General features: G+C 59.5%; 23 protein-coding genes and 2 tRNA genes. 11 read left to right on the forward strand and 14 right to left on the reverse strand.

Features of this window, described 5'->3' with window-relative positions; all coding sequences use genetic code 11:
• Positions 1–141: 141 nt before the first annotated feature.
• Positions 142–1,614: a betaine-aldehyde dehydrogenase gene (gene betB, locus AC5YUO_RS03705; RefSeq protein WP_496154296.1), complete on the reverse strand. Its 1,473-nt coding sequence runs from the start codon at positions 1,612–1,614 to the stop codon at positions 142–144.
• A 12-nt stretch (positions 1,615–1,626) separates the two neighbouring features.
• Complete coding sequence (betI, locus tag AC5YUO_RS03710; RefSeq protein ID WP_496154297.1) at positions 1,627–2,247, reverse strand: choline-binding transcriptional repressor BetI; 621 nt, start codon at positions 2,245–2,247, stop codon at positions 1,627–1,629.
• Between the two features lie 220 nt (positions 2,248–2,467).
• On the opposite strand from betI, the gene AC5YUO_RS03715 reads away from it, so the two are divergent.
• The 4 genes from AC5YUO_RS03715 (at position 2,468) to AC5YUO_RS03730 (ending at position 6,585) form a co-directional block, all read left to right on the forward strand.
• Complete coding sequence (locus AC5YUO_RS03715; RefSeq protein WP_496154298.1) at positions 2,468–3,016, forward strand: HdeD family acid-resistance protein; 549 nt, start codon at positions 2,468–2,470, stop codon at positions 3,014–3,016.
• 243 nt (positions 3,017–3,259) lie between these two features.
• Positions 3,260–3,496: a ribbon-helix-helix domain-containing protein gene (locus tag AC5YUO_RS03720; RefSeq protein WP_496154299.1), complete on the forward strand. Its 237-nt coding sequence runs from the start codon at positions 3,260–3,262 to the stop codon at positions 3,494–3,496.
• Between the two features lie 184 nt (positions 3,497–3,680).
• Positions 3,681–5,483, forward strand: coding sequence for a GGDEF domain-containing protein (locus AC5YUO_RS03725; protein ID WP_400820127.1), 1,803 nt, complete (start codon positions 3,681–3,683; stop codon positions 5,481–5,483).
• Between the two features lie 88 nt (positions 5,484–5,571).
• Entirely contained in the window at positions 5,572–6,585 is a 1,014-nt protein-coding gene (locus AC5YUO_RS03730; protein ID WP_496154300.1) for an NAD(P)H-quinone oxidoreductase, read from the forward strand.
• A 695-nt stretch (positions 6,586–7,280) separates the two neighbouring features.
• On the opposite strand, the gene AC5YUO_RS03735 is transcribed toward AC5YUO_RS03730, so the two are convergent.
• The 5 genes from AC5YUO_RS03735 to AC5YUO_RS03755 form a co-directional block, all read right to left on the reverse strand.
• Positions 7,281–8,321 (reverse strand): sulfate/molybdate ABC transporter ATP-binding protein, encoded by a 1,041-nt coding sequence (locus AC5YUO_RS03735; protein ID WP_496154301.1) that lies wholly within the window; start codon positions 8,319–8,321, stop codon positions 7,281–7,283.
• An 11-nt stretch (positions 8,322–8,332) separates the two neighbouring features.
• Positions 8,333–9,205 carry a sulfate ABC transporter permease subunit CysW gene (gene cysW / locus AC5YUO_RS03740; RefSeq protein ID WP_496154302.1) on the reverse strand — a complete coding sequence of 291 codons (873 nt, stop codon included), beginning with the start codon at positions 9,203–9,205 and terminating at the stop codon, positions 8,333–8,335.
• Positions 9,198–10,055, reverse strand: coding sequence for a sulfate ABC transporter permease subunit CysT (gene cysT / locus AC5YUO_RS03745; RefSeq protein ID WP_496154303.1), 858 nt, complete (start codon positions 10,053–10,055; stop codon positions 9,198–9,200). The genes cysW and cysT overlap by 8 nt, the downstream gene beginning before the upstream one ends.
• Positions 10,056–10,253: 198 nt before the next feature.
• On the reverse strand, positions 10,254–11,279 hold the full coding sequence (locus tag AC5YUO_RS03750; RefSeq protein WP_496154304.1) for a sulfate ABC transporter substrate-binding protein: 1,026 nt from the start codon (positions 11,277–11,279) through the stop codon (positions 10,254–10,256).
• A gap of 426 nt (positions 11,280–11,705) precedes the next feature.
• Complete coding sequence (locus AC5YUO_RS03755; RefSeq protein WP_496154305.1) at positions 11,706–12,146, reverse strand: RrF2 family transcriptional regulator; 441 nt, start codon at positions 12,144–12,146, stop codon at positions 11,706–11,708.
• A gap of 204 nt (positions 12,147–12,350) precedes the next feature.
• Between AC5YUO_RS03755 and AC5YUO_RS03760 the strand changes: the two genes are divergently transcribed.
• From AC5YUO_RS03760 to cysN, 3 genes are read left to right on the forward strand one after another with little or no spacing between them, the layout of a single operon-like run.
• Positions 12,351–13,133 carry a phosphoadenylyl-sulfate reductase gene (locus AC5YUO_RS03760; RefSeq protein WP_496154306.1) on the forward strand — a complete coding sequence of 261 codons (783 nt, stop codon included), beginning with the start codon at positions 12,351–12,353 and terminating at the stop codon, positions 13,131–13,133.
• A gap of 27 nt (positions 13,134–13,160) precedes the next feature.
• Complete coding sequence (gene cysD, locus AC5YUO_RS03765) at positions 13,161–14,114, forward strand: sulfate adenylyltransferase subunit CysD (RefSeq protein ID WP_496154307.1); 954 nt, start codon at positions 13,161–13,163, stop codon at positions 14,112–14,114.
• A complete protein-coding gene (gene cysN, locus AC5YUO_RS03770) occupies positions 14,114–15,598 on the forward strand; it encodes a sulfate adenylyltransferase subunit CysN (RefSeq protein WP_496154308.1) in 1,485 nt (494 codons plus the stop codon). The genes cysD and cysN overlap by 1 nt, the downstream gene beginning before the upstream one ends.
• A 345-nt stretch (positions 15,599–15,943) precedes the next feature.
• Here cysN and AC5YUO_RS03775 read toward each other — a convergent pair whose 3' ends face one another.
• The 3 genes from AC5YUO_RS03775 to AC5YUO_RS03785 all read right to left on the reverse strand — a co-directional run bounded on the left by AC5YUO_RS03775 (position 15,944) and on the right by AC5YUO_RS03785 (position 18,228).
• Positions 15,944–16,618 (reverse strand): hypothetical protein, encoded by a 675-nt coding sequence (locus AC5YUO_RS03775; RefSeq protein WP_496154309.1) that lies wholly within the window; start codon positions 16,616–16,618, stop codon positions 15,944–15,946.
• A gap of 2 nt (positions 16,619–16,620) precedes the next feature.
• Positions 16,621–17,799, reverse strand: a complete 1,179-nt coding sequence (locus AC5YUO_RS03780) for a phage tail tip lysozyme (protein WP_496154310.1) — start codon at positions 17,797–17,799, stop codon at positions 16,621–16,623.
• Positions 17,800–18,151: 352 nt separating this feature from the next.
• A tRNA-Pro gene (locus tag AC5YUO_RS03785) sits at positions 18,152–18,228 on the reverse strand.
• Between the two features lie 264 nt (positions 18,229–18,492).
• Between AC5YUO_RS03785 and AC5YUO_RS03790 the strand changes: the two genes are divergently transcribed.
• Complete coding sequence (locus AC5YUO_RS03790) at positions 18,493–18,915, forward strand: hypothetical protein (protein WP_400820154.1); 423 nt, start codon at positions 18,493–18,495, stop codon at positions 18,913–18,915.
• 52 nt (positions 18,916–18,967) lie between these two features.
• Here the strand turns inward: AC5YUO_RS03790 and AC5YUO_RS03795 are convergent, their stop codons facing one another.
• Entirely contained in the window at positions 18,968–19,177 is a 210-nt protein-coding gene (locus AC5YUO_RS03795; protein ID WP_400820156.1) for a hypothetical protein, read from the reverse strand.
• A 126-nt stretch (positions 19,178–19,303) separates the two neighbouring features.
• On the opposite strand from AC5YUO_RS03795, the gene mqo reads away from it, so the two are divergent.
• Entirely contained in the window at positions 19,304–21,037 is a 1,734-nt protein-coding gene (mqo, locus tag AC5YUO_RS03800; protein WP_496154311.1) for a malate dehydrogenase (quinone), read from the forward strand.
• A gap of 74 nt (positions 21,038–21,111) precedes the next feature.
• Here mqo and AC5YUO_RS03805 read toward each other — a convergent pair whose 3' ends face one another.
• Complete coding sequence (locus AC5YUO_RS03805) at positions 21,112–21,453, reverse strand: hypothetical protein (RefSeq protein WP_496154312.1); 342 nt, start codon at positions 21,451–21,453, stop codon at positions 21,112–21,114.
• Positions 21,454–21,653: 200 nt separating this feature from the next.
• Positions 21,654–21,728 (reverse strand) — tRNA-Gln (locus AC5YUO_RS03810).
• A gap of 204 nt (positions 21,729–21,932) precedes the next feature.
• On the opposite strand from AC5YUO_RS03810, the gene AC5YUO_RS03815 reads away from it, so the two are divergent.
• Positions 21,933–22,841, forward strand: a complete 909-nt coding sequence (locus tag AC5YUO_RS03815) for an MBL fold metallo-hydrolase (RefSeq protein ID WP_496154313.1) — start codon at positions 21,933–21,935, stop codon at positions 22,839–22,841.
• 278 nt (positions 22,842–23,119) lie between these two features.
• On the opposite strand, the gene AC5YUO_RS03820 is transcribed toward AC5YUO_RS03815, so the two are convergent.
• Positions 23,120–24,040, reverse strand: coding sequence for a DUF1499 domain-containing protein (locus AC5YUO_RS03820; protein WP_496154314.1), 921 nt, complete (start codon positions 24,038–24,040; stop codon positions 23,120–23,122).
• Positions 24,041–24,361: 321 nt separating this feature from the next.
• Here AC5YUO_RS03820 and AC5YUO_RS03825 point away from each other — a divergent pair, with 321 nt between their 5' ends.
• Positions 24,362–25,726: a dicarboxylate/amino acid:cation symporter gene (locus tag AC5YUO_RS03825; protein WP_496154315.1), complete on the forward strand. Its 1,365-nt coding sequence runs from the start codon at positions 24,362–24,364 to the stop codon at positions 25,724–25,726.
• The last annotated feature ends 118 nt before the right edge of the window (positions 25,727–25,844 follow it).

Here is a 25,844-nt window from a genome sequence, read left to right on the forward strand (position 1 = left end):
AAGGGGGGAGATCATCAAGCGGCACTACCACCGCTTCATTCGCTGACATTGAGATGGGCGAGACCTTGCCGCAGATCGATCTCCCCCCTTGAGGGGGAGATGCCCGGCAGGGCAGAGGGGGTGCGCCCCACGCACCATCCGTCAATAAGGTGCGTCCACCTTCCCCGTGCTCACATAAACCGTCTTCAGCTCGCTATAATGCTCCAGCGCCGCCGCCGAATTCTCCCGCCCGAAGCCGGACTGCTTGGAGCCGCCAAAGGGGATTTCCACCGGGCAGAGATTATAGGTGTTGATCCAAAGCGTGCCCGCCTCCAACTGATCGACCACGCGATGGGCGCGGGCGAGATCGGCGGTGAAGACGCCGCCGGCCAGCCCGAATTCGGTGGCGTTGGCGCGGGCGAGAACCTCGTCCTCATCGTCGAAATCCAGCACGCACATGACCGGCCCGAAGATTTCCTCGCGGGCTATGGTCATCCCGTCCGTCACATCCGCAAAAACGGTCGGCTGCACATAGGCGCCCTCACCCGAGACATTGTTGGGAATGCCGCCGCCGGTCACCAGCGTCGCACCCTCCGCCTTGCCCTTTTCGATATAGGCAAGAACCTTCTCCTGCTGGGCCTTGGAGACCAGCGGGCCGAGATGGGTGGCGTAGTCGAGCGGATCGCCAAGGATCATCGCTTCGGTGCGGCGCTTCAGGTTGTCGAGGAAACGGTCCTTGGCCTTTTTCTGCACGAAGACACGGGTGCCGTTGGAGCAGACCTGACCGGAGGAATAGAAGTTACCGAGCATCGCCCCGCCGACAGCGCTTTCGATATCGGCGTCGTCGAAAACGATCAGCGGCGACTTGCCGCCGAGTTCCATGGTCACATGCTTCAGATGTCCGGCAGCGGCGGCGGCCACCTTGCGGCCGGTCGGGACCGAGCCGGTAAGCGAGACCTTCGCCACATCCGGGTGGTTGACGAGCAGCGGCCCGGTATCGCGATCACCCTGAATGACGTTGAACAGGCCTTTGGGCAGGCCGGCCTCGATCAGGATTTCGGCAATCTTCAAGGCGCCGAGCGGGGTGTTTTCCGAGGGCTTGAAGACCATGGCGTTGCCGGCGACCAGCGCGGGTGCCGCCTTCCAGCAGGCGATCTGCTGCGGATAGTTCCACGCGCCGATGCCGACGCAGACACCGAGCGGCACGCGCTTGGTATAGGCGAAATCGCCACCGAGCGGGATATAGTCGCCATTCAAAGCCGAAGGCGCGATGCCACCAAAAAACTCGAAGGCATCCGCGCCTGATGTCGGGTCGGCGACGATGGTTTCCTGAATGGGCTTGCCGGTATCCAGCGTTTCCAGCGTCGAAAGCGCATCGTTGCGCTCGCGCATGATATCGGCGGCGCGTTTGAGGATGCGGCCGCGCGCCATGGGGCTCATCGCCGCCCATTCCTTCTGGGCGCGTTTGGCCGAGGCGATGGCGCGCTCGACGATGGCGGGCGTTGCCGCATGCAGTCTTGCGATCACTTCACCGGTGGCCGGGAAAATGCTTTCGATGACAGTGCCGGCGGTGTCTTCGACATACACCCCGTCGATGAAATGCGAGGCTTTCGGCTGCGCCTTGAGCGTGGTCATGTCGAAGTCTCCTTAAAGAACGCGGATGGACGGCTTTTGGCGCTGTCCATCGGGAAAAGATTTGAGCTGCATGTCGAAATAATCCTCGACAAGCGCCGGTGCGGAGGCAAGGCCGAGCGGTGCCGAGCGCAGGCTGTGCCTGATATAAAGCCCGTCGATCAGGGCCGCGGCCCCTTCCGCGATGCGTGCGGCATCATCGGGCGGGCAAAGCCGGTTGAGGCTCGCCATGAGGTTGTATCTGAGGCGGCGGGAATAAAGCACGAGCAAACGCCGGGTTTCTTCCGAGCGCTGCGCCTCGACATAAAAGGCAAGCCATGCCGCCACCGTTTCGGGCGTGAACTGGTCGCTCTGGAAGGAGACATGCACGATGGCGCTCAGCCTCTCGCGCGGGCCGGAAGCGCGGATCAAAGCCGCCACCGCATCGCGCCTGAGATCGCGCAGCAGGCTGCGGATGGTTTCCAGCAGAAGCTGCTGCTTGCTGCCGAAATAATGATGCGCGAGGGCCGCCGACACACCCGCTTCCCGGGCGATATCGGACATTGTCACATTCAGCGAACCATGGTGGCCTATGGTGCGTAGCGCCGCATCCACCAGCGCCTTGCGGCGCAACGGCTCCATTCCGATCTTGGGCATAGGGGTCTCCTTGATGCCGGGCAAAATATTCTTGATTGATTGATCAATCAATAAAAAACGCGCCATTTTATGTCGCGGATCGGCCTCTTCGCGGCAGGGGAGAAAACTAAAGCGGTTTTCCCGTCTTCCGGCTCATGATCTGGATCAAATCTTCGATAGGCGCATTGCGCTACGGTGCAATCGTGATAGCGTTACCCCGACCATTCAGGGAGACAGCGACATGACGCAGAGTCTCAATGCATCTGGATTTTCACCGCTGAAAGCAAAGTGGGGCTGGCTGCTGGCCCTTGGCCTCGTTCTCCTGGCCTTTGGCATCATCGCGCTCGGCAATCTTCTGGTCGCCACCGTCGCCTCGGTCTTTTATGTCGGCGTCATGATGTTGATGGGCGGCGTGCTGCAGCTTTTTCATGCCTTTCAGGTCAAGGGCTGGGAAAGCGCGCTGTTCTGGACACTGAGCGGTCTGCTTTACGCCATTGCCGGCGTCATCGCTTTCCAGAACCCCGATCTGACGGCGGCCGTGCTGACCTTGCTGATGGCAATTTCGCTCATTGTCGCCGGCATTTTCCGCCTCGTCGTCGGCTTCCGGCTGAAACCGGCGACGGGCTGGGGCTGGGTTGCCGTGGCGGGTGCGGTGACGACGCTGGCGGGTCTGGTGATTGCCGCCGGCTGGCCGGTCAACAGCCTCTGGGTGCTGGGCCTGTTTCTGGCGATAGACCTTATCATGCAGGGTTTTGCAACGATCGCTCTGGCCATGGCCATGCGTGGATAGGGGGAGTGTGCGGCCCCGTATCGGATCCATGCCGATCGGGGAAAAACTAAACCCCTATATACTGCAAATTGGGTATGGAACGCGTTTCGTGGTAAGATAAGCAATGATACCAATTTCGCTGGATGCGGCGTCCAGACGAAAGCTCTTAAAAACGACCACCCATAAAAGACCGCCCCCGCCCCGTCCGTGAAACGGGCATTCATCGGGTTCGCATGGCGGCCATGGAAAGAAGGGAGTGATATCATGCCAATGGTGACAGTATCGATTTCCCCGGAGCAGGCAGCAAGAATGCGCGAGGCCGTGAATTGCGGCGCTTACGCATCCGGCAGCGAGGTCGTCAGGGCAGCGCTGAGACTATGGGCGGCCTCCGCCGCACAGGGCGTGGGCGCGAAGTCCACGGAGCCTGTCGAAGCGGACCGGGAACGCATGAACGTTGCGGAACTTTATGCCGCACATACCGGGCATATCCGCCGGGCATAAGGCCCGGCGCAAACAACCCTGCATGCTGATGGGGTTGTAACAAAACGTTCATCAAAGCTTCACAGTCGTGAAAGCTTTTGTTGACCTGTCATCTGCGATTGTTCACCGCAAAAGAGACGGGTTCCTGATGGCGCATTCCATTACGGCGCGCCACAAAAGGGACCGGCAATAGCGGAGAACAGAAATGCAGGCCGTCACCCTGGAGAACGATGTCGTCAGGCGTTTTGCCTCCGGGCACATGTTTCCCATGGCGAAGCTTGTGCTCGAAACGGCGTTTCAGCCGATTGTCGAGGCGACGACGGGCACGATCTTCGGTTATGAATCGCTGATGCGCGGCCATGACCGGCTCGGTTTCTCCAATCCGCTGGCGCTTCTCGACCAGGCTGCCGCGGATGGCGAGTTGAAGGCCTTCGAGCAGATGCTGGCGAGCCGGGCGCTGGCGAAATTCTCCACCCTGCCCGACTTTTCCTCCGCCACGCTTTTCCTCAATCTGGATGTGCGGCTGATCCCGCATGGCGACGCCATTCTCGACAAACTCGTCGGCCATCTGGCGCGGGCGGGCATTCCGGCCTCTTCCATCTGCTTTGAACTTTCCGAACGTTTCGACAATACCAGCGTGCCGGAATTCACGGCGCTGATCGCCCGCATGCGCAAGGAAGGTTTCAAGCTCGCGATCGACGATTTCGGCGCCGGTCACGGCGAAATGAAGCTGCTCTGCGATTTCCCGCTGGATTACCTGAAGATCGACCGGCATTTCATCACCGGCGTCGACCAATTGCCGCGCAAGCAGCATCTTGTACGCAACATCGTCAACATCGCCCATGTTCTCGGTGTGCGGGTCATTGCGGAAGGCATCGAAACGGAAGCGGAATTCCTGACCTGCCGCGAATTCGGCGTCGATCTGGTGCAGGGCTGGCTGATCGCGAGGCCCACGGTCTTCACCAGCGAATTGCCGGAGAGCTTTCCCCACATTAACCGCATCGGCGTGGCGCGGCGCAGCAGCCAGACGCTGGATGAAATTCTCATCCGCCGGGAAATAGAGCGCCTTCCCACCGTCTTCGAGCATGACAGCGTCGACAGCGTCTTCGAACTCTTCCGCCGAAATCCGCAGCAGGCGTTTTTCCCGGTTCTCAACGCCAATGGCGAGCCGCGCGGCGTCATCAACGAATATCATCTCAAGGAATATATCTACCGGCCCTTCGGCCGCGATCTGCTCAAGAACAAGATCTATGAGCGCACCATTGCCCATTTCGTCGATCCCGCCCCGATTGTCGGTCTCGATGCGGATGCCGACCAGCTGATGAACATGTTCGCCAGCATGGGTGGCAGCGCCTGCATCATCCTGACCGAAAACATGCGTTACGCCGGCATCGTCTCGGCCGCTTCGCTGATCAAGGTCATCAATGAAAAACAGCTCAAGATGGCGCAGGACCAGAACCCGCTGACGGCGCTGCCCGGCAACCGCGCGATTGGCGGCTTCATTGCCGACCGCTGCAGCGATGGCGATGAGACGCGTTTCTTCTGCTATTGCGACTTCGATAATTTCAAACCCTTCAACGACAAATACGGCTTCAACGCCGGCGATCACGCCATCACCCTGTTTTCGGCGCTGATGCGCCGTTATTTCTTTGCCGGTGACTGCTTCCTCGGCCATATCGGTGGCGACGATTTCTTCATCGGCGTACGCGACTGGACGGTGGAAGAACTGACGGAAATCCTCGAGCGGCTGCTCAGCGATTTTCACGACGATGTCGCCGAACTCTATTCGGATGAGGACCGCGCCGCCGGATGCATGAAAGGCCAGGACCGCCACGGCAATGAGCGGGACTTCGCGCTGCTGCGCTGCTCCATCGGTGTCCTCACCCTGCCGAAGGGGCTGATCATCGCCAATCCCGAGCGGATCGGCAGCGAGATCGCCGGTGTGAAGGCGGCCGCGAAGGAAAATGAAGGCGGTCTCGTCGTGCGGGTCTTCGGCGAGACAAATTGACACCAGTGACAAACGGCCTCCTTCCCTAAGCGGCGCATCTGACCTACATCTTCAGGCGACGCCGACACGTGAGGAGTTGCCCCTGACCATGCCCGACACCAAGATCCAGCCCGAACAAATGCGCTTCATCGACCTTCCCTCGCATGGCGGTCCGGAGGTGATGCGCCTTTCACAAGCGCCTTTGCCGAAGCCCGCGAAAGGCGAGATTCTGGTGAAGGTCGAGGCGGCGGGGGTCAACCGCCCCGATGTCGCGCAGCGGCAGGGCACCTATCCGCCGCCAAGGGATGCAAGCCCGATCCTCGGCCTCGAAATCGCCGGCGAGGTGGTTGCGCTGGGCGAAGGCGTGGATGACTTCAAATTGGGCGACAAGGTCTGCGCACTCGCCAATGGCGGCGGTTATGCGCAATATTGCACCGTACCGGCCGGGCAGGCGCTGCCCTTCCCCAAGGGATACGACGCCGTCAAAGCCGCCGCTTTGCCGGAAACCTTCTTCACCGTCTGGGCCAATCTCTTCCAGATGGCGGGCCTCACCGAAGGCGAAAGCGTGCTCATCCACGGCGGCACCAGCGGCATCGGCACGACGGCGATCCAGCTTGCCAAAGCCTTTGGCGCGGAAGTCTATGCCACGGCGGGCTCAGCGGAAAAATGCGAGGCCTGCGTGAAGCTCGGCGCCAAGCGCGCGATCAATTACCGCGAGGAGGATTTCGCCACCGTCATCAAGGCCGAAACCGGCGGCAAGGGTGTGGATGTCGTTCTCGACATGATCGGTGCGGCCTATTTCGAAAAGAACCTTGCGGCACTCGCCAAGGACGGTTGCCTGTCCATCATCGCCTTTCTGGGCGGAGCCGTGGCCGAGAAGGTCAACCTCACCCCCATCATGGTCAAACGCCTCACCGTCACCGGCTCCACCATGCGCCCCCGCACGGCGGACGAAAAACGCGCCATCCGCGACGATCTTGTCGAACAGGTCTGGCCGCTGATCGAAAGCGGTCAGCTCGCACCGGTTATCAACCGGGTCTTCACGCTGGATGAGGTCGTGGAGGCCCATCGGCTGATGGAAAGCAGCAATCATATCGGCAAGATCGTGATGCGGGTGGCGTGACGGCCGTGCCCGCTAAAAGTAATCCCTCTTGCATTACTGACGAATCGTACTACCTTCTAATTATGTTCAACGTATCGGAAGGAGGTGATCCAATGTCTAGTGAGATTTCGGTCTCTGGTGCAGGCAATGGAAAGGGTGGTTTTGCGACGGGGCAGCCCTCGGCGTAAACAGCCTTACCTTCGGAACGTTGAGAAACAGTCCCGGGTCTGTAAACAGGACCAAACTCATGGAAGGGTCGCTTTGGCGGCCCTTTTCCATTTCTGGATTTATGGGCGGGTACGTATGCTTGGCTCATCTCCGTGTAGCTTCTCCCTCATCTGTGTGCCTCACCCTCCTCCCTCATCTCTGTGCTTGTCACAGAGATCCAGCCAGACCAAGTCTTTGGGCTGGAAGGAGTCTTTTCGCCGCGCAGACGCGCGTCGGCTGGATTCCTGTGACAAGCACAGGAATGAGGGTGTGAGATATGCTAGCGCTGTAAATTCAGCGTCTTGTGTTGCTCGCGACACCTCTCTTCCGTTATGCCGGTCCCCGGAACAAGCCCGAGGATGATCCGGCATCCAGCTGTCGCGCGTCTGCGCGACAAGAGGACTCCTTTCAGCCCAAGGACTTGGGCTGGCTGGATTCCGGCTCAAGCCCGGAATGACGGCAAGCTATGAACAGCAATGGGCGGGCGGCTGCCACCGCCGCAACCTGTCTCACTTTTTCCCAAAAACCTTCCACCGCGTCGGCCTGAACCGCAGTTCCGCGCCCACGGAAACGGCGGCGTTGAGCGGCACCTCAATTTCGAGATGATAGGGTTCATGGCCGTTATTGGCGATGTCGATTTCGGCGATGCGGGTGCCCGCGAGGCGGCGACAGGTGGTGACCTTGCCGTAAAGCGCGTCTTTCTCCTGGGTCAACACCACGTCCTCGGGACGGAAGAAAAGTTCGCCCTCACCAGAACCGCTTTCATCAATGCCGATGCTTTCGCCCTGGAACAGCACATGGCCGTCGCGGATCGTCACCGGCAGGCTGGAGGATTCGCCGATGAAGGAGAAAACGAAGGGGGAGTTCGGCGTGTCGTAGACATCGTCCGCCGTGCCGACCTGCTCGATCTTGCCCTGGCTCATGACGACGACCCGGTCGGCCAGTTCCAGCGCCTCTTCCTGATCGTGGGTAACGAAGACGGTGGTGTGGCCGGTGCGGTCGTGGAATTCGCGCAGCCAGCGGCGCAGCTCCTTGCGCACCTTGGCATCGAGCGCGCCGAAGGGTTCGTCGAGCAGCAGCACTTTCGGCTCGATGGCGACGGCGCGGGCAAGCGCCACGCGCTGGCGCTGGCCGCCGGAAAGCTGGGTCGGATAGCGCTTTTCAAGACCGGAGAGATGCACCATGTCGAGAAGTTCGGACACGCGCCTGCGGATTTCCGCCTTTGGCGGCCGTTTGCCGGCGGGGCGCACCTTCAGGCCGAAGGCGATATTGTCGGCCACCGTCATGTGACGGAACAAAGCGTAGTGCTGGAACACGAAACCGACATTGCGCTCCTGCACCGTGCGGTGCGAGGCATCCTCGTTGCCGAAGAAAATCTGGCCCTGCGTTGGCTGTTCGAGACCGGCGATCAGACGCAGCAGCGTCGTCTTGCCGGAACCGGAAGGACCGAGCAGTGCGATCAGCTCGCCGGAACGAATGTCGAGCGACACGTCGTTCAGCGCCGGAAAGCGGTCGAACTGCTTGGTGATGCCGGAAACTTTCACTTCCATGAAGATGCCTTTCAATGCTTGCCGGCTGCGTTGCCCGCGCCAAAGCGTAGTTCGAGAATGGTTTTGAGAACGAGCGTCACGAGCGCCAGACCTGCGAGCAGCGTCGCCACCGCGAAGGCCGCGCCGATATTGTACTCATTATAGAGGATTTCCACATGCAGCGGCATGGTGTTGGTCTCGCCGCGAATATGGCCTGACACCACAGAGACGGCGCCGAACTCGCCCATGGCGCGGGCGTTGCAGAGCAGCACGCCGTAAAGTAGGCCCCATTTGATATTGGGCAGTGTGACATACCAGAAGGTCTGCCAGCCGGAAGCACCAAGCGAAATCGCCGCCTCCTCGTCGCCATTGCCCTGATCCTGCATCAGCGGGATCAATTCACGCGCGACGAAAGGAAAGGTGACGAAGATGGTGGCGAGCACGATGCCCGGTACCGCGAAGAGGATTTCGATGCCGTAACTCTTCAGCCATGGCCCGAGCACGCTGTGGGATGAGAACAGGATGACATAGACCAGGCCCGAAATGACCGGCGAGATCGAGAACGGCAGGTCGATGAGCGTGATCAGGAAGGCCTTGCCCTTGAACTCGAATTTCGCGATCGCCCAGGCGGCTGCGACCCCGAAGATGAGGTTGAGCGGCACGGAAATGGCGGCGACGAGCAGCGTGAGGCGGATGGCGGAGAGCGCATCGGGTTCAACGATTGCCTCCCAGAAGGCGTCTGCGCCCTTGCGGAAAGCTTCGAAGAACACCGAGACCAGCGGCAACACGAGGAAGGCCGCAAGGAACAGGAAGGCGACGGCGATCAGCGCCAGCCGCGCAGGCAGGCTTTCGCTGGCGGGATCGCGAAACGGTCGGGGCGAGGTGCGGGAAGCGGTTTCAGACATAACCGTACCTCTTGCGGCTCCAGGCCTGAATGAGATTGATGAGGAACAACATGGCAAACGAGATGATCAGCATGATGGTGGCGATGCCGGTCGCGGCCGCATAGTTGAACTCCTCCAGCCGGATGACGATGAGGAGCGGTGCGATTTCCGAGACATACGGAATATTGCCGGCGATGAAGATGACCGAGCCATATTCCCCGACACCGCGTGCGAAGGCGAGCGCGAAACCCGTGAGGATCGCGGGCGTCAGGCTCGGCAGCAGAACGCGGGTGATGGTCTGGAAACGGTTGGCGCCGAGCGTCGCCGCCACTTCTTCCACCTGCCGGTCGATCTCTTCCATGACCGGCTGCACCGTGCGCACCACAAAGGGCAGGCCGATGAAGATCAGCGCGATGACGATGCCGGTCGGCGTGAACGCGATCTTGATACCGAAGGGTTCGAACAGCGAGCCGACCCAGCCGCGATTGGCGTAAAGCGTGGTGAGCGCGATACCGGCCACCGCCGTCGGCAGGGCAAAGGGCAGATCGACGATGGCATCGACGAAGCGGCGACCGGGGAAACGATACCGTGTCAGCACCCAGGCGACGATGACGCCGAAAACGGCGTTGACCAGAGCGGCGATGAAGGCGGTGCCGAAGCTGACGCGCAGCGCATTCAGCGTGCGGCTATCCGTGGCAATCGCGATAAAATCTGAAAAACCCAGTTTCGCCGTGGACCAGATGAGGCCGCCCAGCGGAATAAGAATGATGAGAAACAGATAGGTCACTGTGTAACCAAGCGTCAGGCCGAAGCCCGGTATGACGCTCGACTGCCGCCATTTCCACCTGTTTCCGGATATATTATTGCTCATCAAGGCTCCGGATAATCTTTAGTTTGGCGCATTTCCGGACAGGAAACCGGGGTCCGCTTTTCCTGGAAATGCTCTCTGGGAGCCGGTGTTCCCCGGCGTTTATTATAAAGGATCGACCGGCACGGTGTCCGGTCGATCGGTTTTTGTTTTCTGTTGTCCGTGCGGACGCGGGCGATCTCTTTTCAGCCCATCATCCGCTTACTTCGAGGGCTTGTAAATCTGGTCGAAGATGCCGCCGTCACCAAAATGTTCAGGCTGCGCCTTGGCCCAGCCGCCAAACTGCGGGTCGTCAATGGTGACGAGCTTGATGTCAGGCAGCTGCTTGAGCAGATCCTTGGAAACCACGGCCGGGTTGGACGGGCGGTAGAAGTGCTTTGCCGCAATATTCTGGCCCTCGTCGGAATAGAGATATTGCAGATAGGCTTCCGCTGCCTTGCGGGTGCCCTTGGCGTCGACATTGGCGTCCACCACGGCGACCGGCGGTTCGGCGAGGATCGAGATCGGCGGCACGACGATATCGAAGGCGTCAGCGCCAAATTCCTGGCCGGCCAGATAGGCTTCGTTTTCCCAGGCCAGCAGCACGTCGCCGATCTGGCGCTGTGCGAAAGTCACCGTGGAGCCACGGGCGCCGGTGTCGAGAACCGGGGCGCGCTTGTAAAGCTCGCCGACATAAGCCTTGATCTTGTCCTGATCGCCCTTGAACTCTTCATTCGCCCAGGCCCAGGCGGCAAGATAGTTCCAGCGGGCACCGCCGGAGGTCTTCGGGTTCGGCGTCACGATCTGCACGTCGCCCTTCACCAGATCGCCCCAGTTATGGATGCCCTTCGGGTTGCCCTTGCGCACCAGGAAAACGATGGTGGAGGTGTAAGGCGAGGAATTGTGCGGCAGACGGGTGCGCCAGTCCTTGTTGATCTTGCCGGAATTCTGGACGATGGCGTCGATATCGCTCTGCAATGCGAGCGTGACCACATCCGCTTCCAGACCGTCGATGACCGAACGCGCCTGCTTGCCGGAACCGCCATGCGACTGCTGGATCGTGACATCTTCACCGGTATCGGCCTTCCACTTCTTGGCGAAGGCCTCGTTGAAATCCTTGTAGAGCTCACGGGTCGGATCGTAGGACACGTTAAGCAGCTTGGTCTGCGCGGCGGCCGAGCCAGCGCCGCCAAGTGCCAGTGAAAGGCCAAGCGCGACAACGCTCAAACCGGACAGAAGCTTGGACATCGGTATTCCCTCCTGATTGCGATGGCTTAACTCTACCGGTTGAGTAGAGTTGGTCAATGAGGCCGAATACGATCGAAAAAGTGTTTCCCGAGAGCGTTTTCCCGGGCAACAAATACAGCGCAGCATAAGCGAAAGGCGCAACAAGCGTCGTGTAAAACTTTGCTGAATGCAAAAGCGTTTCACATTTTTGCCGATTTTTTGCCTCGATGACAAAAAATATTATGGGGTTTTAGACGATTTTTTCGTTTGGAATGTCCGCAGCACCGCCCCCGCCCTCATTCCTGTGCTCGTCACAGGAATCCAGCAGACGCGCGTCTGCGCGGCGAGAGAGCCCTACCAGCCCAAGGACTTGGGCTGACTGGATTCCTGTGACAAGCACAGGAATGAGGGGGGAGAGGTTGGCGCAAGCCAATTACCGCCGGTTGGTCAGGCCGTCAAAAGCTCGGGCACGTCCACCCCCGCCACCGCATCGGCAATAGTCGTGTTGAAAAGAATGTTGCGCGTCGCATCGGCCACGCGGGCAAAGACGTGGCGGATCTCGCACTGCTTCTCGCCGTCACAATCCTCGCAGCGGCGATAGGCGGTCTGCGACAGGCAGGGCAAGGGCGCGAGCGGCCCGTCGATGAGGCGCAGCACCTCGCCGAAAGTGATGTCCGAAGCCGGGCGCGCCAGAAGATAACCGCCCTGTTTGCCACGCCGGCTTTCGACAATCCGTTCCTTCTTCATTTCGAGAAGGATCTGCTCCAGAAATTTTTTCGGAATGGCCTGTTCGCGGGCAATGTCGGAAATCTGCACAGGACAGCCGCCGTCGGCCTTTGCCAGCGAAAGAAGCGCCCTCAGCGCGTATTTTGCCTTCTGCGAAATCATCGTAAAACCAGTAGACCACAAGCCCGGGAACCCGGCAATTCCGGCTTAACGCAGAAGTTGTCACAATTCAAATCCAAGCTGCGAAGATGGTGAACGGGTATCTTTTGCTCATACTACGCGCGCGAGAGGCATTTTTGCTCTCAAGCGCAGCGCACAAAGACTGTCATTTCTGTTCCGATAGCCGGATTTCAACAATAATCGGCCATGGAAATCCCGGACGTGACAATGACGATCAATTCAGCAAATGCCCCTGCCGATGCCGCTTCCCTCGACGCCACGCTTGCCGGGCTCGATCTGGCGGGTCGGCTTTCGTTTGTCGCCGGCCTTGGCGGGCGGGCGGTCTTCACCACCAGCCTCGGCATCGAGGATCAGGTCATCACCGCCGCCATCGGCACACATCGCCTGCCGATCGACGTCGTGACGCTGGAGACCGGCCGGCTGTTCAAGGAAACCGTCGATCTCATCGATGAAACCGAAGACCGTTTCGGCATTGAAATTCGCCGCTTCCGCCCGGAGCAGGACGATATCGACGCCTATGCCGCAAAATACGGCCTGAACGGTTTTTACGAGAGTGTCGAAGCCCGTCACGCCTGCTGTCATGTCAGAAAGCTGATCCCGCTCGGCAAGGCGCTGGAGGGTGCAGCTTTCTGGATCACCGGGCTCCGCCGCGGCCAGTCGGGCAATCGCGCCACGACGCCGTTCGCCGAGTTCGATGCGGAGCGCAATCTCATCAAGATCAATCCCCTGGCTGACTGGGATATCGACCTCATCCGGGCGCATGTCGCCCAAGAGAACATTCCCGTCAATCCGTTGCATCAGCGCGGTTACCCCTCCATCGGCTGCGAGCCGTGTACGCGCGCCATCAAGCCCGGCGAGCCTGAGCGCGCCGGACGATGGTGGTGGGAAAACGACGAGAAGCGCGAATGCGGTCTTCACGTCGCCGGTGCGGAGCAGACATCCGCCGTTTCTGCCATCCCGCAACGATAATCATTCAGTACATTCCCGGAGTTCACAATGTCCAACGCAGTCCACGAGACGGACAGCAAGAATACTGTCGCATCCAAGCCGCCGCTCGATCCCCATCTGAAGGCGCTTGAAAACGAAGCCATTCACATCTTCCGCGAAGTCGCCGCCGAATTCGACAAGCCCGTGATGCTCTATTCCATCGGCAAGGATTCGTCCGTGCTGCTGCACCTGGCGCGCAAGGCGTTTTTCCCCGGCCGCATTCCCTTCCCGCTGCTGCATGTCAATACCGGCTGGAAGTTCAAGGAAATGATCGAGTTCCGCGACAATATCGTCAAGGAATACGATCTCGACCTGATTTCCTACACCAACCCGCGCGGTGCGAGCGAAAACGTCACGCCCTTCACCCACGGTTCGGCGCTTTACACCGACATCATGAAGACCGAAGCGCTGCGCCAGGCGCTCGACGCCGGCCAGTTCGATGCGGCCTTCGGCGGCGCACGCCGTGATGAGGAGGCGAGCCGCGCCAAGGAACGCATCTATTCCTTCCGCACGCCTGATCATAAATGGGACCCGCGCAACCAGCGCCCGGAACTGTGGAACATCTATAACGGCATGGTCCGCAAGGGCGAAAGCGTGCGCGCCTTCCCGCTCTCCAACTGGACCGAGGTCGACATCTGGCGTTACATCGAGGCGGAAAACATTCCGCTGGTGCCGCTCTATTATGCGGCCGAGCGCCCCTATATCGAGCGTGACGGCATGATGATCCTTGCCGAAGACGAGCGGCTGGAACTGTTGCCCGGCGAAGAGATCAAGCACGGCTCGATCCGCTTCCGCACGCTCGGCTGCTTCCCGCTGACCGGCGCCATCCGTTCCGAGGCGGCGACGCTTCAGGACGTCATCGCCGAGCTGGAAATCGCCACCGTTTCCGAACGGCAGGGCCGCGCGATTGACCGCGACCAGTCCGGCTCCATGGAGAAAAAGAAGCGCGAGGGGTATTTCTGATGAGCGCTGCCGCCGCCAACACCCCATCCTCTTCCGCCACCATTCTGCCCTTTGCGGAACATTCGAAGGTGGCGCGCGACACACGTCCGCTCCGCCTCATCACCTGCGGCAGCGTCGATGACGGCAAATCGACCCTGATCGGCCGTCTTCTCTGGGACACCAAGGCCGTCAAGGAAGACCAGGCCGCCACCCTGCATCGCGACAGCGGCAAGCAGAACGATCTCGGCCTGCCCGATTTCGCGCTGCTGCTGGACGGTCTTCAGGCGGAGCGCGAACAGGGCATCACCATCGATGTCGCCTATCGTTATTTCGCCACCGACCGGCGCGCCTTCATCGTCGCTGATACGCCCGGCCATGAGCAATATACCCGCAACATGGCGACCGGCGCTTCCACGGCCGATCTCGCCGTGCTGCTGGTCGATGCGCGCACCGGCATTCTCGAGCAGACCCGCCGCCACGCCACCATCGCCGCGCTGATGGGCATCCGGCAATTCGTGCTGGCGGTGAACAAGATCGACCTGACGAATTACGACAAGGCCGGTTTTGAACTGATCGCCCACGAGTTCCGCGATTTCGCCTCCGATCTCGGCATCAAGCAGATCACCGCCATTCCGATGTCGGCACTGAAGGGTGAAAACGTCGTGCTGTCAGGCAAGGCCTCCATGCCCTGGTATGAAGGCCCGACACTGGTGGAGACGCTGGAGCTCGCCACCGTCCGCTCCACGCAGTCCGGCGGCTTCCGTCTGCCGGTGCAGCGTGTCTCGCGGCCGGGTGAAAGCTTCCGCGGTTATCAGGGCACGGTTGCCGGCGGTTCGGTAAAGCCGGGCGACAGCGTCGTGGTTTTGCCGTCCGGCATGGTCGCCAATGTCAAGCAGATCGTCACCTTCGATCTGGTGCGCAATGCCGCCGTGGCGGGTGATGCCGTCACCCTCGTACTCGACCGTCAGGTGGATGTCTCGCGCGGCGACATGATCGTCTCCATCGAGGCGCAGCCGCTCACGGGACTTGCTTTTGACGCGCAGATCGTCGCCCTGCAGCCGGGCGGCATCGAGGCCGGCAAGCGCTACTGGCTCAAAAGCGGCAGCCGCCGCCAGCGCGTCAGCGTCCAGCCCGTCAGCCAGCTCAACCTGAAGGAAGGCGAATGGCAGGCGCATGAGACATCGCTGCCGATGAACGCCATCGGCAAGGTGCGCCTCTCTTTCGACGAGACGGCGATCTTCGATCCCTATGAACAGAACCGCGCGACCGGTTCCTTCATCCTGATCGACCCCGACACCAACAATACGGTGGCGGGCGGCATGATATCGGCCAAGCGCAGCACGGGTGCGACAGAGGAACAGGGCGACCGCGTCATCCTCTCCCTGCCCGCCGCTCTTGCGGAAAAGCTGCTGGCCGGGGAACTGCTTGCCAAGCATCGCGACGAGATCGACATCCGCCGGACGGATGCTGCGACAGCCTCGCGGCTCATCGGCGATCTCGACTGAAAATGCCGGCATGAACGACAAAAGGCGACCACGATGTGGTCGCCTTTTTTGTTTGGGCCTGTCGTCAGAGACGACTTAGAACACGAACATATAAAGCAGAATGATCACGAAGATCGGAACGCCCATAGCCCACAACGCAATACCCTTCAGCATGTTATCCTCCATCGTTGTTATGGATAGATAACGGCTGAGGGGCAGTTGCGTTCCCCTCCGCAAAGCGAGGATTTCAGGTCACCTCGTATAAAAGCCCAGTGCTCGCGCGCAAACAAACATCGATTTTAACATCATGATGCCTGGTTAAGAGCGCCAGCGCTTCGAATGAAAATGAAAGACTTTGCCAAAAATTCAAGAGAGCGGGGAGAACCACACTTCAAAAGTATTGGGAAGAATTTTTTTTGAATTTCCGTAAGTGCCGCTCATATCTTTCAATTTTGCCGGAATGGCATTTTCTTTCAGGAATTCAACCAATCCATTACCCAGAGCTTCACACTCTTCCTTTTTAAAACACCTGACCTCGGTTTGACGTATTGGCGTGTTCACGAACTCGATGCCGGGCACGAAAACAGCCTGCGGGCTTGGCGCTACCGCCCGCGCCTCCAGCGCCTCTTCTATCGTCCTGGCTTTTGCCCGATCCACCTCGCGGCTGATCTGAAAAAATACTCGGGCGGGAAGAGCATTCGAAGCTGTTGCGACCTGCTGGGCGACTTCCGGGTTAGTCTGGACAATCCCATTGGCGCTGCTGCTGGCCGCCAGCACAAGAGCCTTATTGCCGTTTGTACCGATGGACTCAAATATCGACTTATAAAACTCTTCGGGGATGCGTTTCTGCGCAAAATAGTGTGTCGCCAGACTGACACCTGCCGCCGCGGTACGGTCCTCCTTAGCAAAAGCCAGCTCGACAACGAGCTTGATGTCCTCGTTCTGCTGTTTGAAAGCTCCAAACTGATAGCTGATATAAGCGGCGATCGCTGCGAGCGCGATCTTGAAGAAAATATCGACACCGGTGACAAAACCAGGCATTTCTACACACCCTCCCCGTAAGCTTTCATCGCCCGTTTTGCCCAGGCCAGACGGCTATTGAGGTGGGGAGCACCGGGCCGCTCGAACTTTTCCATGAAGCTTTTGGTCGCCTCTTCCAGACTCCGGGTCTTTTTGAGATGCGCGAGAGCACTTTGCTCATCGCCATTCAATTCATGCACGAGAAAACCGTAATTGGCCTCGTCGGATTCGGGGGCGTAACCCCGCTGCACGATCCATTGCGTAAAGGCGGTACGGCGCACACCGGTCCATTGGCACCAGCCCCAACCGCCCTTTGGCGGCTTTATACCGATCTCCTGGAAATGCTTAAATCCGGCACATTCGTGCCCGATATTGCCCAATATGCCGCCGGCCTGAAAATCAGTGATCCCGACATCCTTCATCAAATCCATCATAATTCCGGGGGTTTTCTGGTTGAAAAGATCACCCGAACCAGAGGCCATCGATTTGGCGACTTCATCACGGCGCTCGGCTGCTTCGCCCGCGCTTGCTTTATCTCTCGAAACAGCGGCACCTTGCTGTTCTTCCAACTTTGCGACCTGTTCGGCCATTATTGCCGCATTTACATTGTCCTTCTGCTTCGAGCCCGAAGACGAACCGAAGTGAAAACCGATGACGGTCGCGAAAGCGGTTGCCAGTGCGCCGAGAGCGATATTAAAGACCTGATTCTTTTCGACATCCTGGGCCGGAGCGTAAAGCAGCAGATAGACAAGCGCCAAAAATCCGAGCGTGATGACGACCGAGAGCAAGGGATTGATCCAGGCCGCCGGATTGCCGGACTTTGCAAGATCGGCATAGAAACTCCGTGCATTCTGGATGCTTTGCAATTCCTCGCGGAACCGCACCATCGCATGCTCGCGTTCGCGGGCCGCTTCCGCGAATTGCTCCTTTAGCGCCTCAAATTCGACTTCACGCTTTACCTCGTCGGCGCGATTCTGCTCTTTGGTCTCACTCAACGCGGCATCCACAAGCGCCTTCTGCAATTGCGCTTTTACCTGCGGGTCGGCATCAACCTTGGCTTGCGCCACCCCTTCGTCGTCGGTCGCGGTCTCTTGTTTAACAACCGCGGCAACTTTTTCCGAAAACGCCCCGGCCTTGTCTCCCGCAATCAAGCGGACCAAATCCGGAACCAATGCAATGGCAATAGCGGTCAATGGGTTCATATCCGATCCCTAAAAATAGCATAATGAAAAAATCAGGCCGAAAACAGAAGTTTAAAAACTCAAAAAATACAAAATAACCTAAGGAAAGTCTTTAATGCAAGATATATACTTAATGATGATAATAGCAATTGCAATTTATATTATTAATCTAAAAATATTCAATGGAAGCGAATATCAAGGTTTTTTCACTGGCGGCTTGAAATATCACGCGGGGAGAATAAACCAGAAATTGTGAAAATGTGATGATGGCTTTTCCACCACGGACGGCGACAAGCGCTATCGATCCCAACGACTGAAGCTGGGAAAGTGTCGGAAATTTTGGAAAAAAAGCCGCCGGGATCAGGCTTCAAGCTGGTCGGAGTGAGAGGATTCGAACCTCCGACCCCCACGTCCCGAACGTGGTGCGCTACCAGACTGCGCTACACTCCGTGACCAGCGGCGCTTCTATAGACCAGCCTCCGGCATTCGACAAGCGGCTTATTGCATTTTTTATGACAAGTTTTTTCCATCTGTTGAAACAGCCCCGCCCAGCGCCTGCGGCACCGGGCGGAAGGCCTCAAAACGTTACAAAAAAGCAATTGTGGCAGGAAATTTTCATCGGGCCGCACACCTCCCCTGCCCGTAGCCGCCAAATCTGCTAGGGGAACGGAATGACCGGCGGGAAGCCGGACACGGCACAAAGGACATTTCACCATGCTATCTCGCAGCGTAACGCTCGCAGCGTTTGCCATTGCGCTCTCGGCCTGCACCACTTCCACGGGCGGCTCCACTCCCTCTTTTACCCAGAAGAGCCCCGTTGAGACCCGCTGGGTCGGCCAGTCCGCAGGTATTTTCTTCGCAAAATTCGGCCCGCCGCTGAGCGATACGGAGACCGGCAGCTCCACCGTCTATAACTGGCGCGGCGGCTACAGGAAGGCCACCATTCCGGCCAAGTTCGAAGAAGGCAAGGACGGCAAGAAGGGGCGCCAGATATCGCCCGCCCGCACCGCCTCGCTCTCCTGCACGGTGCAGCTCGTCGTTTCCAGCGATTACAAGATTACCGCCGTGCGCACGGTCTCCGACCGCCCCGGCATCAACGGCCCGAGCTATTGCGCGGAATTCCTCGCCGCAGATTGATCTTCGGCCATAAACCGAATGCCCCAGGGCCCGCCCGAAACGGCGGGCCTTTTCACTTTTTCGGGATTATTGTCATTTTTCTGAAAAAAATTTTGCCTATAGCCGCACCCTGCGACCCGTAACGCTCCCGAAACAGCGTCATATCCGCCTTTTTGCGATATCCCGTTCGCAGAACCCTTTCAACCGTTTGAAAGCGCCGGCTAATCTTCGCCGTCACAAAAATGACGATCGGCAAAACCGCAAAATTGGCCGTTGCGACCATATGTCCCTGCAAAATTCCTGCAAAACTGCTTGAACTGGAGTGGAAGAGTCCGGGTTGTGCCGGTTTGCACTTTGCTGTAACGGGGCGAGTGGGAGGAATGTTTTTAACACAAAACAAGAATCAGGTATGGCCGTGACTCCCATCGATCAAGACAAATCCCAGCTCACTGATCTCTCCCAGGACAACTCCCTTTCCCACGCGCTTCCGATGAACCGTCGACAGGTTCTGGGCGGTGCGCTCGCCGGAATTGCCGCAGCGGCGCTGCCCTCTTCTCCGCTTCTCGCTGATACTGCCGCCAAGAAGGTAGACGTGCTTTTGATCGGTGGCGGCATCATGAGCGCGACGCTCGGTGTGTGGCTGCGCGAACTGGAGCCCACCTGGTCCATGCAGATGCTGGAGCGGCTGGATGGCGTGGCGCTTGAAAGCTCGAACGGCTGGAACAATGCCGGTACCGGCCACTCGGCGCTTGCCGAACTGAACTACACGCCGGAAGACGACAACGGCAACATCAAGATCAGCCAAGCCGTCAACATCAATGAATCCTTCCAGATTTCCCGGCAGTTCTGGGCATGGCAGGTGCGCAATGGCGTTTTGAAGAACCCGCGCTCCTTCATCAACCACACGCCGCATATGAGCTTCGTCTGGGGTGACGAGAACGTCGCCTATCTGGAAAAGCGCTATCAGGCGCTCAAAACCAGCCCGCTTTTCGCCGGCATGGAATTCTCCACCGATCGCGAGCAGATCAAGAAGTGGGTGCCGCTGATGATGGAAGGCCGCGATCCTTCCCAGAAGATCGGCGCGACCTGGTCGCCGCTCGGCACCGACATGGAATTCGGCGAAATCACCCGCCAATTCGTATCGCATCTGCAGGGCGACCAGAATTTCGACCTGCAGGTCAATAGCGAAGTCTCCGACATCCAGCGCAATACCGATGGCAGCTGGCGCGTGACCTACACCAACACCAAGACCGATGCCGAACAGGTGGTGGATGCGAAATTCGTATTCATCGGCGCCGGCGGCGGCGCGCTGCATCTGCTGCAGATGTCCGGCATTCCCGAAGCCGATGACTATGCCGGCTTCCCGGTGGGCGGCTCGTTCCTGATCAACGAGAACCCCGATGTGACGATGCAGCATCTGGCCAAGGCCTATGGCAAGGCCTCGGTCGGCTCGCCGCCCATGTCGGTGCCGCATCTCGATACCCGCGTGCTGGGTGGCAAGCGTGTCATCCTGTTCGGGCCTTTCGCCACCTTCTCCACCAAGTTCCTGAAGGAAGGCTCCTATTTCGATCTCGTCTCCTCCGTCACGACCAGCAACGCCTGGCCGATGGTGCGCGTGGGCATCGATGAATATCCGCTGGTGGAATATCTCGCCGGCCAGCTGATGATGTCGGATGACGACCGCTTTGCTGCGCTGAAGGAATATTTCCCGAATGCCAAGCAGGGCGAATGGCGCCTGTGGCAGGCCGGCCAGCGTGTGCAGATCATCAAGCGCGACGAAGAAAAGGGCGGCGTGCTGCGGCTCGGCACCGAAGTCGTCGCCGCCAAGGATGGCAGCATCGCCGGCCTGCTCGGCGCTTCGCCGGGCGCCTCGACTGCGGCACCGATCATGCTCAGCGTCTTGGAAAAGGTCTTCAAGGACAAGGTGGCGACGCCGGAATGGCAGGCCAAGATCCGCCAGATCGTGCCGAGCTACGGTACCAAGCTCAATGACGACCCGGAAAAGGTGCGTGAGGAATGGGCCTATACCGCTGAGCACCTGCAGCTGCCGACCCCGCCGCAGATCGATCTTGAGGCGCTGAAGGGTACCGGTGCGGCGCCAGCGGGTGCACCGGTGAAGAAGGTGCCGGATATCGCGCTTTAAGGCTTGGTTGCGATTTCGACATGAATGCCGCGCGTATTAGCACCCGCGGCATTCATGTTAAACGCAACCCTTGTTCAATCGCAAATCCATCCGCAACCACAACTGCCACAAGCATTCGTTACGCAACAATCTCGCCCGTTGCAGATGTGGCATGTCCGCATGATTTCGAAATCACTTTTGGCGGCTGGGTCACCGGCCACCATATTCTCCAAGTTGAATTCCTTGCGCTCGAACCTAACAACTGCGGCGACGTTGGATATCTTCACGCCTGGGCGCGCTGTAACTGTGAATTTACCAGTGCTTGGACTAAGCGTGACCATCACGTCGCCGTGACTTATCGCGCAGTCCTTATCATTACTCGGGACCAGTGCCAGTGTTCGCCCATCGCTAAGCTCAAATTCATAACCATTTGCCATTACAGTCCTCCCATCCGCACTTATTGCGGGAATACACTTTGGCAAATCACGTCAAATTTGCAAGATGCTAGCGCATCCTATGATGGATAAATTCCAGCACGCTCTATGGGCACCTCACAAACGGTTCGCGAGCGGATATCGCATCGATACACTTTACTTTCCAAACGTGGAGCAGCAGATTATTTGTTTGTGAAACAAAATGGCTGGGGCGCCAGGATTCGAACCTGGGAATGCCGGTACCAAAAACCGGTGCCTTACCGCTTGGCGACGCCCCAACAGGGCAGTGAAAGCGAAACGCCGCTGCCCGAACCGCGCCTGATTATCAAAGCCTGCCCGACGCGGCAATGACCCGGCGAGCAATTTTTTCACAAAATCCAAGCTTTTTGGGTGCCCGGCCGTGGGTGGTCATGATAGGGCTTGGCGATTGTGCGGCGGACACCGCCGGCACTTTCGGCATCGCATTTATTCAGGAGGTCTCGATGGCGGACCCGGCATTCGATCTCGATTTTCAGCCGGCCTATGGCGAGGCGGTTCCTGTCGCCCCGCTGATCCAGCGCATCACCGTCAACAATCCCTCCGCCTTCACCTTCCATGGCACCAACTCCTATATCGTCGGCGACCGCTCCGTTGCGGTGATCGATCCCGGCCCGGAGGATGAGGCACATTTTCAGGCGCTGATGGCCGCGCTTGAGGGCCGCGAGGTGACGCATATCTTCGTCAGCCACACCCACCGCGATCATTCGCCGCTGGCCCGGCGGCTGAAGCAGGCGACCGGGGCGTTGACGGTGGCGGAAGGCCCGCACCGCGCGGCGCGCCCATTGCATGCGGGCGAGACGAACCCCTTTGCCGAGAGCTCCGACACGGCTTTCGTGCCCGATATCGCGCTTGGCGACGGCCAGAGCCTTTCCGGCGACGGCTGGGCGCTTACCGCGCTGCATACGCCCGGACACACCGCCAATCACGCCGCCTTCGCGCTTGATGGCAGCGGCATCGTCTTTTCCGCCGATCACGTCATGGCGTGGGCCACCACCATCGTCGCGCCGCCGGATGGGGCGATGAGCGATTACATGGCCTCGCTGGAGCGGCTGCTCACCCGCGACGACCGGCTGTTCCTGCCCGGCCACGGCGGCCCGGTCACCGATCCCGCCGCCTTCATGCGGGGCTTGCGCGCCCACCGCCGCATGCGGGAAAAGGCCGTTCTGAAGCGTATCCGCGAAGGTGACAGGCTGATCGCCGACATGGTGAAGGTGATCTACGCCAGCACCGACAAGCGCCTGCACGGCGCGGCGGCACTTTCCGTGCTGGCGCATATCGAGGATCTGATCGAAAAGGGCGAGGTGCGGACGGATGGAGCGCCTTCGCTCTCGGGCGAATATTTTCCGGCCTGATGCGATTTTTGAGGCGCGGGATTTCAAGCCTTGCTGTCACCTGAACATCGCTCTTCTGTTGACGGAGCGAGCGTCTGCCGCTTGTTTCTTCTCCCCCGAGGGGGAGAAGTCCGCGGCAGCGGGATGAGGGGGCGACGTCAGCGATAGACCGAGAGGTTGCCCCCTCATCCGGCCCTTCGGGCCACCTTCTCCCCCTCGGGGAGAAGAAACAAGCGGCGAAGTCGCGATCAAATCACCCCGAAGCGGAGCCCGCCGCCCAGCCTTCTGGCGTCAAGGCCTCAATTGTCGTTCAACCCCTGCATTTCCGCATCCAGCGCATCGAGATAGGCCTCCGCAATCGCAGCACCCATGCCGAGATCGTGCGGGCCGTAGCGGGAGGCGACGCGGACATCGACGATGGTGGTTTCCGCCTCTTCCTTCAGGCGAATGAGGATATCGAAACGCAGGCCCCAGATGCGCGTGCGTGTCTCACCCTGCATCAGCACCACGCCGCTGCCGTTAAAGAAGGTCGGCAAAGGCGCTTCAGCCGGGCGGGCCATGGGCACGGGCACGATGGAGGGCAGGTCTTCCACCGGCGCATCTTCGGCGGGCTGTGTCCTGTCCTGCTCCGGAACACCGACAGAGGGCACATCTTCCGCCCCGATCACACCTTTCGTATGGGTGATGCGGATATTCTGGGCTGCGGCCATCTTTTTGGCGGCGGCATAGATGCGGTCGATCGCGCCTTCATAACGGCGGCCGGCGAGGCTGGCATAGGCTGCGGCCTGCGCGTCGCGGTCTTGCCTGGCAATGGTCGCGGATCGTGTCAGCCATTGCTGATTGGCCACGGGCGTCACCAGCCATTCCGGCACATCGGCCAGATCGGTGGAGATGTCGTAAATCTTCGGCTGCTGCCAATAAAGAAAAGCGCCGTAACCGACGACGCCGAGCGGCAGCGCCGAGAGAAGCAGCGCCGAAAGCGCCGAAAGGCCACCGCGCGCGCCCCTGGTCCACAGCCGCTCAAGGCCGATCAGCGCCAGAAGCACGGCCGCCAGCGCGATGCCGGCGGCGATGATGAGCAGGCCGACGAGATCAGGCGTCGTCAGCGGCCCGAAACGATGGATGCCGGCGGCGATGAGAAAAAGCGCCAGCGCCGCAAGACCCAGATAACGGGAAAGATAGGCTGCAACCGAAAAAGGCCGGACGAAACGCACAGTCATGAAAGCGGATATCCGTTAGATCGCATTGGCTAAAAAGCGTTGCACCCGAATTCTGGCAGGGAATCACCTGCATATGATGTCATAGACCGGATTTGCGGCGAGGAAAACAAAGGACAATGGCGATCTGCGCTACGATGACGAGAGGGCGGAATAATTTTCCGCATCGCGACCGATCAAGGGAATAATTCCCCGGCGAAGCAACAAATACGCAAGTCCATCCCTTAATTGCTGAGGAAATCGGCGTATCCTCGGCGATCTCCCTCGAGAATGCGTGTAAAAAGTGCAACATTCTCGTTTTCTTGCACAATAAAGAGACATGTCATGTCACAGGCAACGACGTCCGCCGGCCCCTCCGGGCCTAAACCCTTTTATCGCAATTTCGGCTTTCAGGTTCTGATCGCCATGGTCATCGGCCTGCTGCTCGGCCTGCTTGCGCGCAACATCGGCCCCGATGCGGCCGGCAGCCCGAACTGGCTTTCGGTAACGCTGCAGACCATCGGCAGCATTTTCGTGCAGCTTTTGCGCGCGCTCGTGCCGCCGCTGATCTTCACGGCCATCGTCGCCTCCATCGCCAATCTGAAGAACCTCAGCAATGCGGCAAAGCTTGTCTGGCAGACGCTTCTGTGGTTTGCCATCACCGCGCTGATCGCCGTCGTCATCGGCATCGTCCTGGGTCTCGTCATCCAGCCCGGCGTCAACACGGCAATTGCCAATACGGCAGCGGCAGCACCATCCTCCACCGGTTCGTGGCTGGATTTCCTTAAAGGTCTGGTTCCCGCCAATGTGTTCGGCCTCGAAGCCTCGACCAAAATCAACAATGGCGCGGCCAGCACCTCGCTGAACTTCAACGTTCTGCAGCTGCTCGTCGTCTCGATTGCCTTTGGCGTCGCGGCCCTGAAGGCCGGCAAGGCGGCGGAACCGTTCCTTGCCTTCAACCAGTCGCTGCTTGCCATCGTGCGCAAAATCCTGTGGTGGGTCATCCGCCTCACCCCCATCGGCACCATCGGCCTGCTCGGCCGCGCCGTCGACCAATATGGCTGGACGACGCTGTCGCAGCTCGGCTGGTATGCGGCCGCCGTTTATATCGGTCTGGCGCTGGTGCTCTTCGTGGTCTATCCGGCCCTGCTTCTCGCCCATGGCCTGAAGCCGTCGCGGTTCTTTGCGGGTGCGTGGCCGGCCATTCAGCTCGCCTTCGTGTCGCGTTCCTCCATCGGCACCCTGCCCGTCACCGAAACCGTGACGGAAAAGAGCCTTGGCGTGCCGCGCGAATATGCCGCCTTCTCTGTGCCGCTCGGCGCCACCACCAAGATGGACGGCTGCGCCGCCATCTATCCGGCGATTTCGGCGATCTTCATCGCGCAGTTCTTCCAGGTGCCGCTCGGCATTCAGGACTATGTGCTGATCGTCTTCGTCTCCGTGCTCGGTTCCGCCGCCACGGCCGGCCTCACGGGTGCGGTGGTGATGCTGACGCTGACACTCTCCACGCTCGGACTGCCACTCGAAGGTGTGGGCCTGTTGCTCGCCATCGATCCGATCCTCGACATGGGCCGCACGGCGGTCAACGTTGCCGGTCAGGCGCTGGTGCCGACCCTTGTCGCCAAGCGCGAGGGTATTCTCAATGAGGCCGTCTACAACAACGCCAAGGACATCGATGCGCTCGATGACCGGGAAGTGGCCGCAGCCTGATAACACTGATCGCGGGGCGTTTCCGCCAGGAAAGGAGACGCCCCGCGAAAATCGTTTCCGTTATTCCATAAGAGTTTGGAGTTGACGGCAATGATTTCATCGATAGCGATAGCGGCAC

The sequence above is a fragment of the Agrobacterium sp. LEGMi-208b genome, assembly GCF_059511785.1.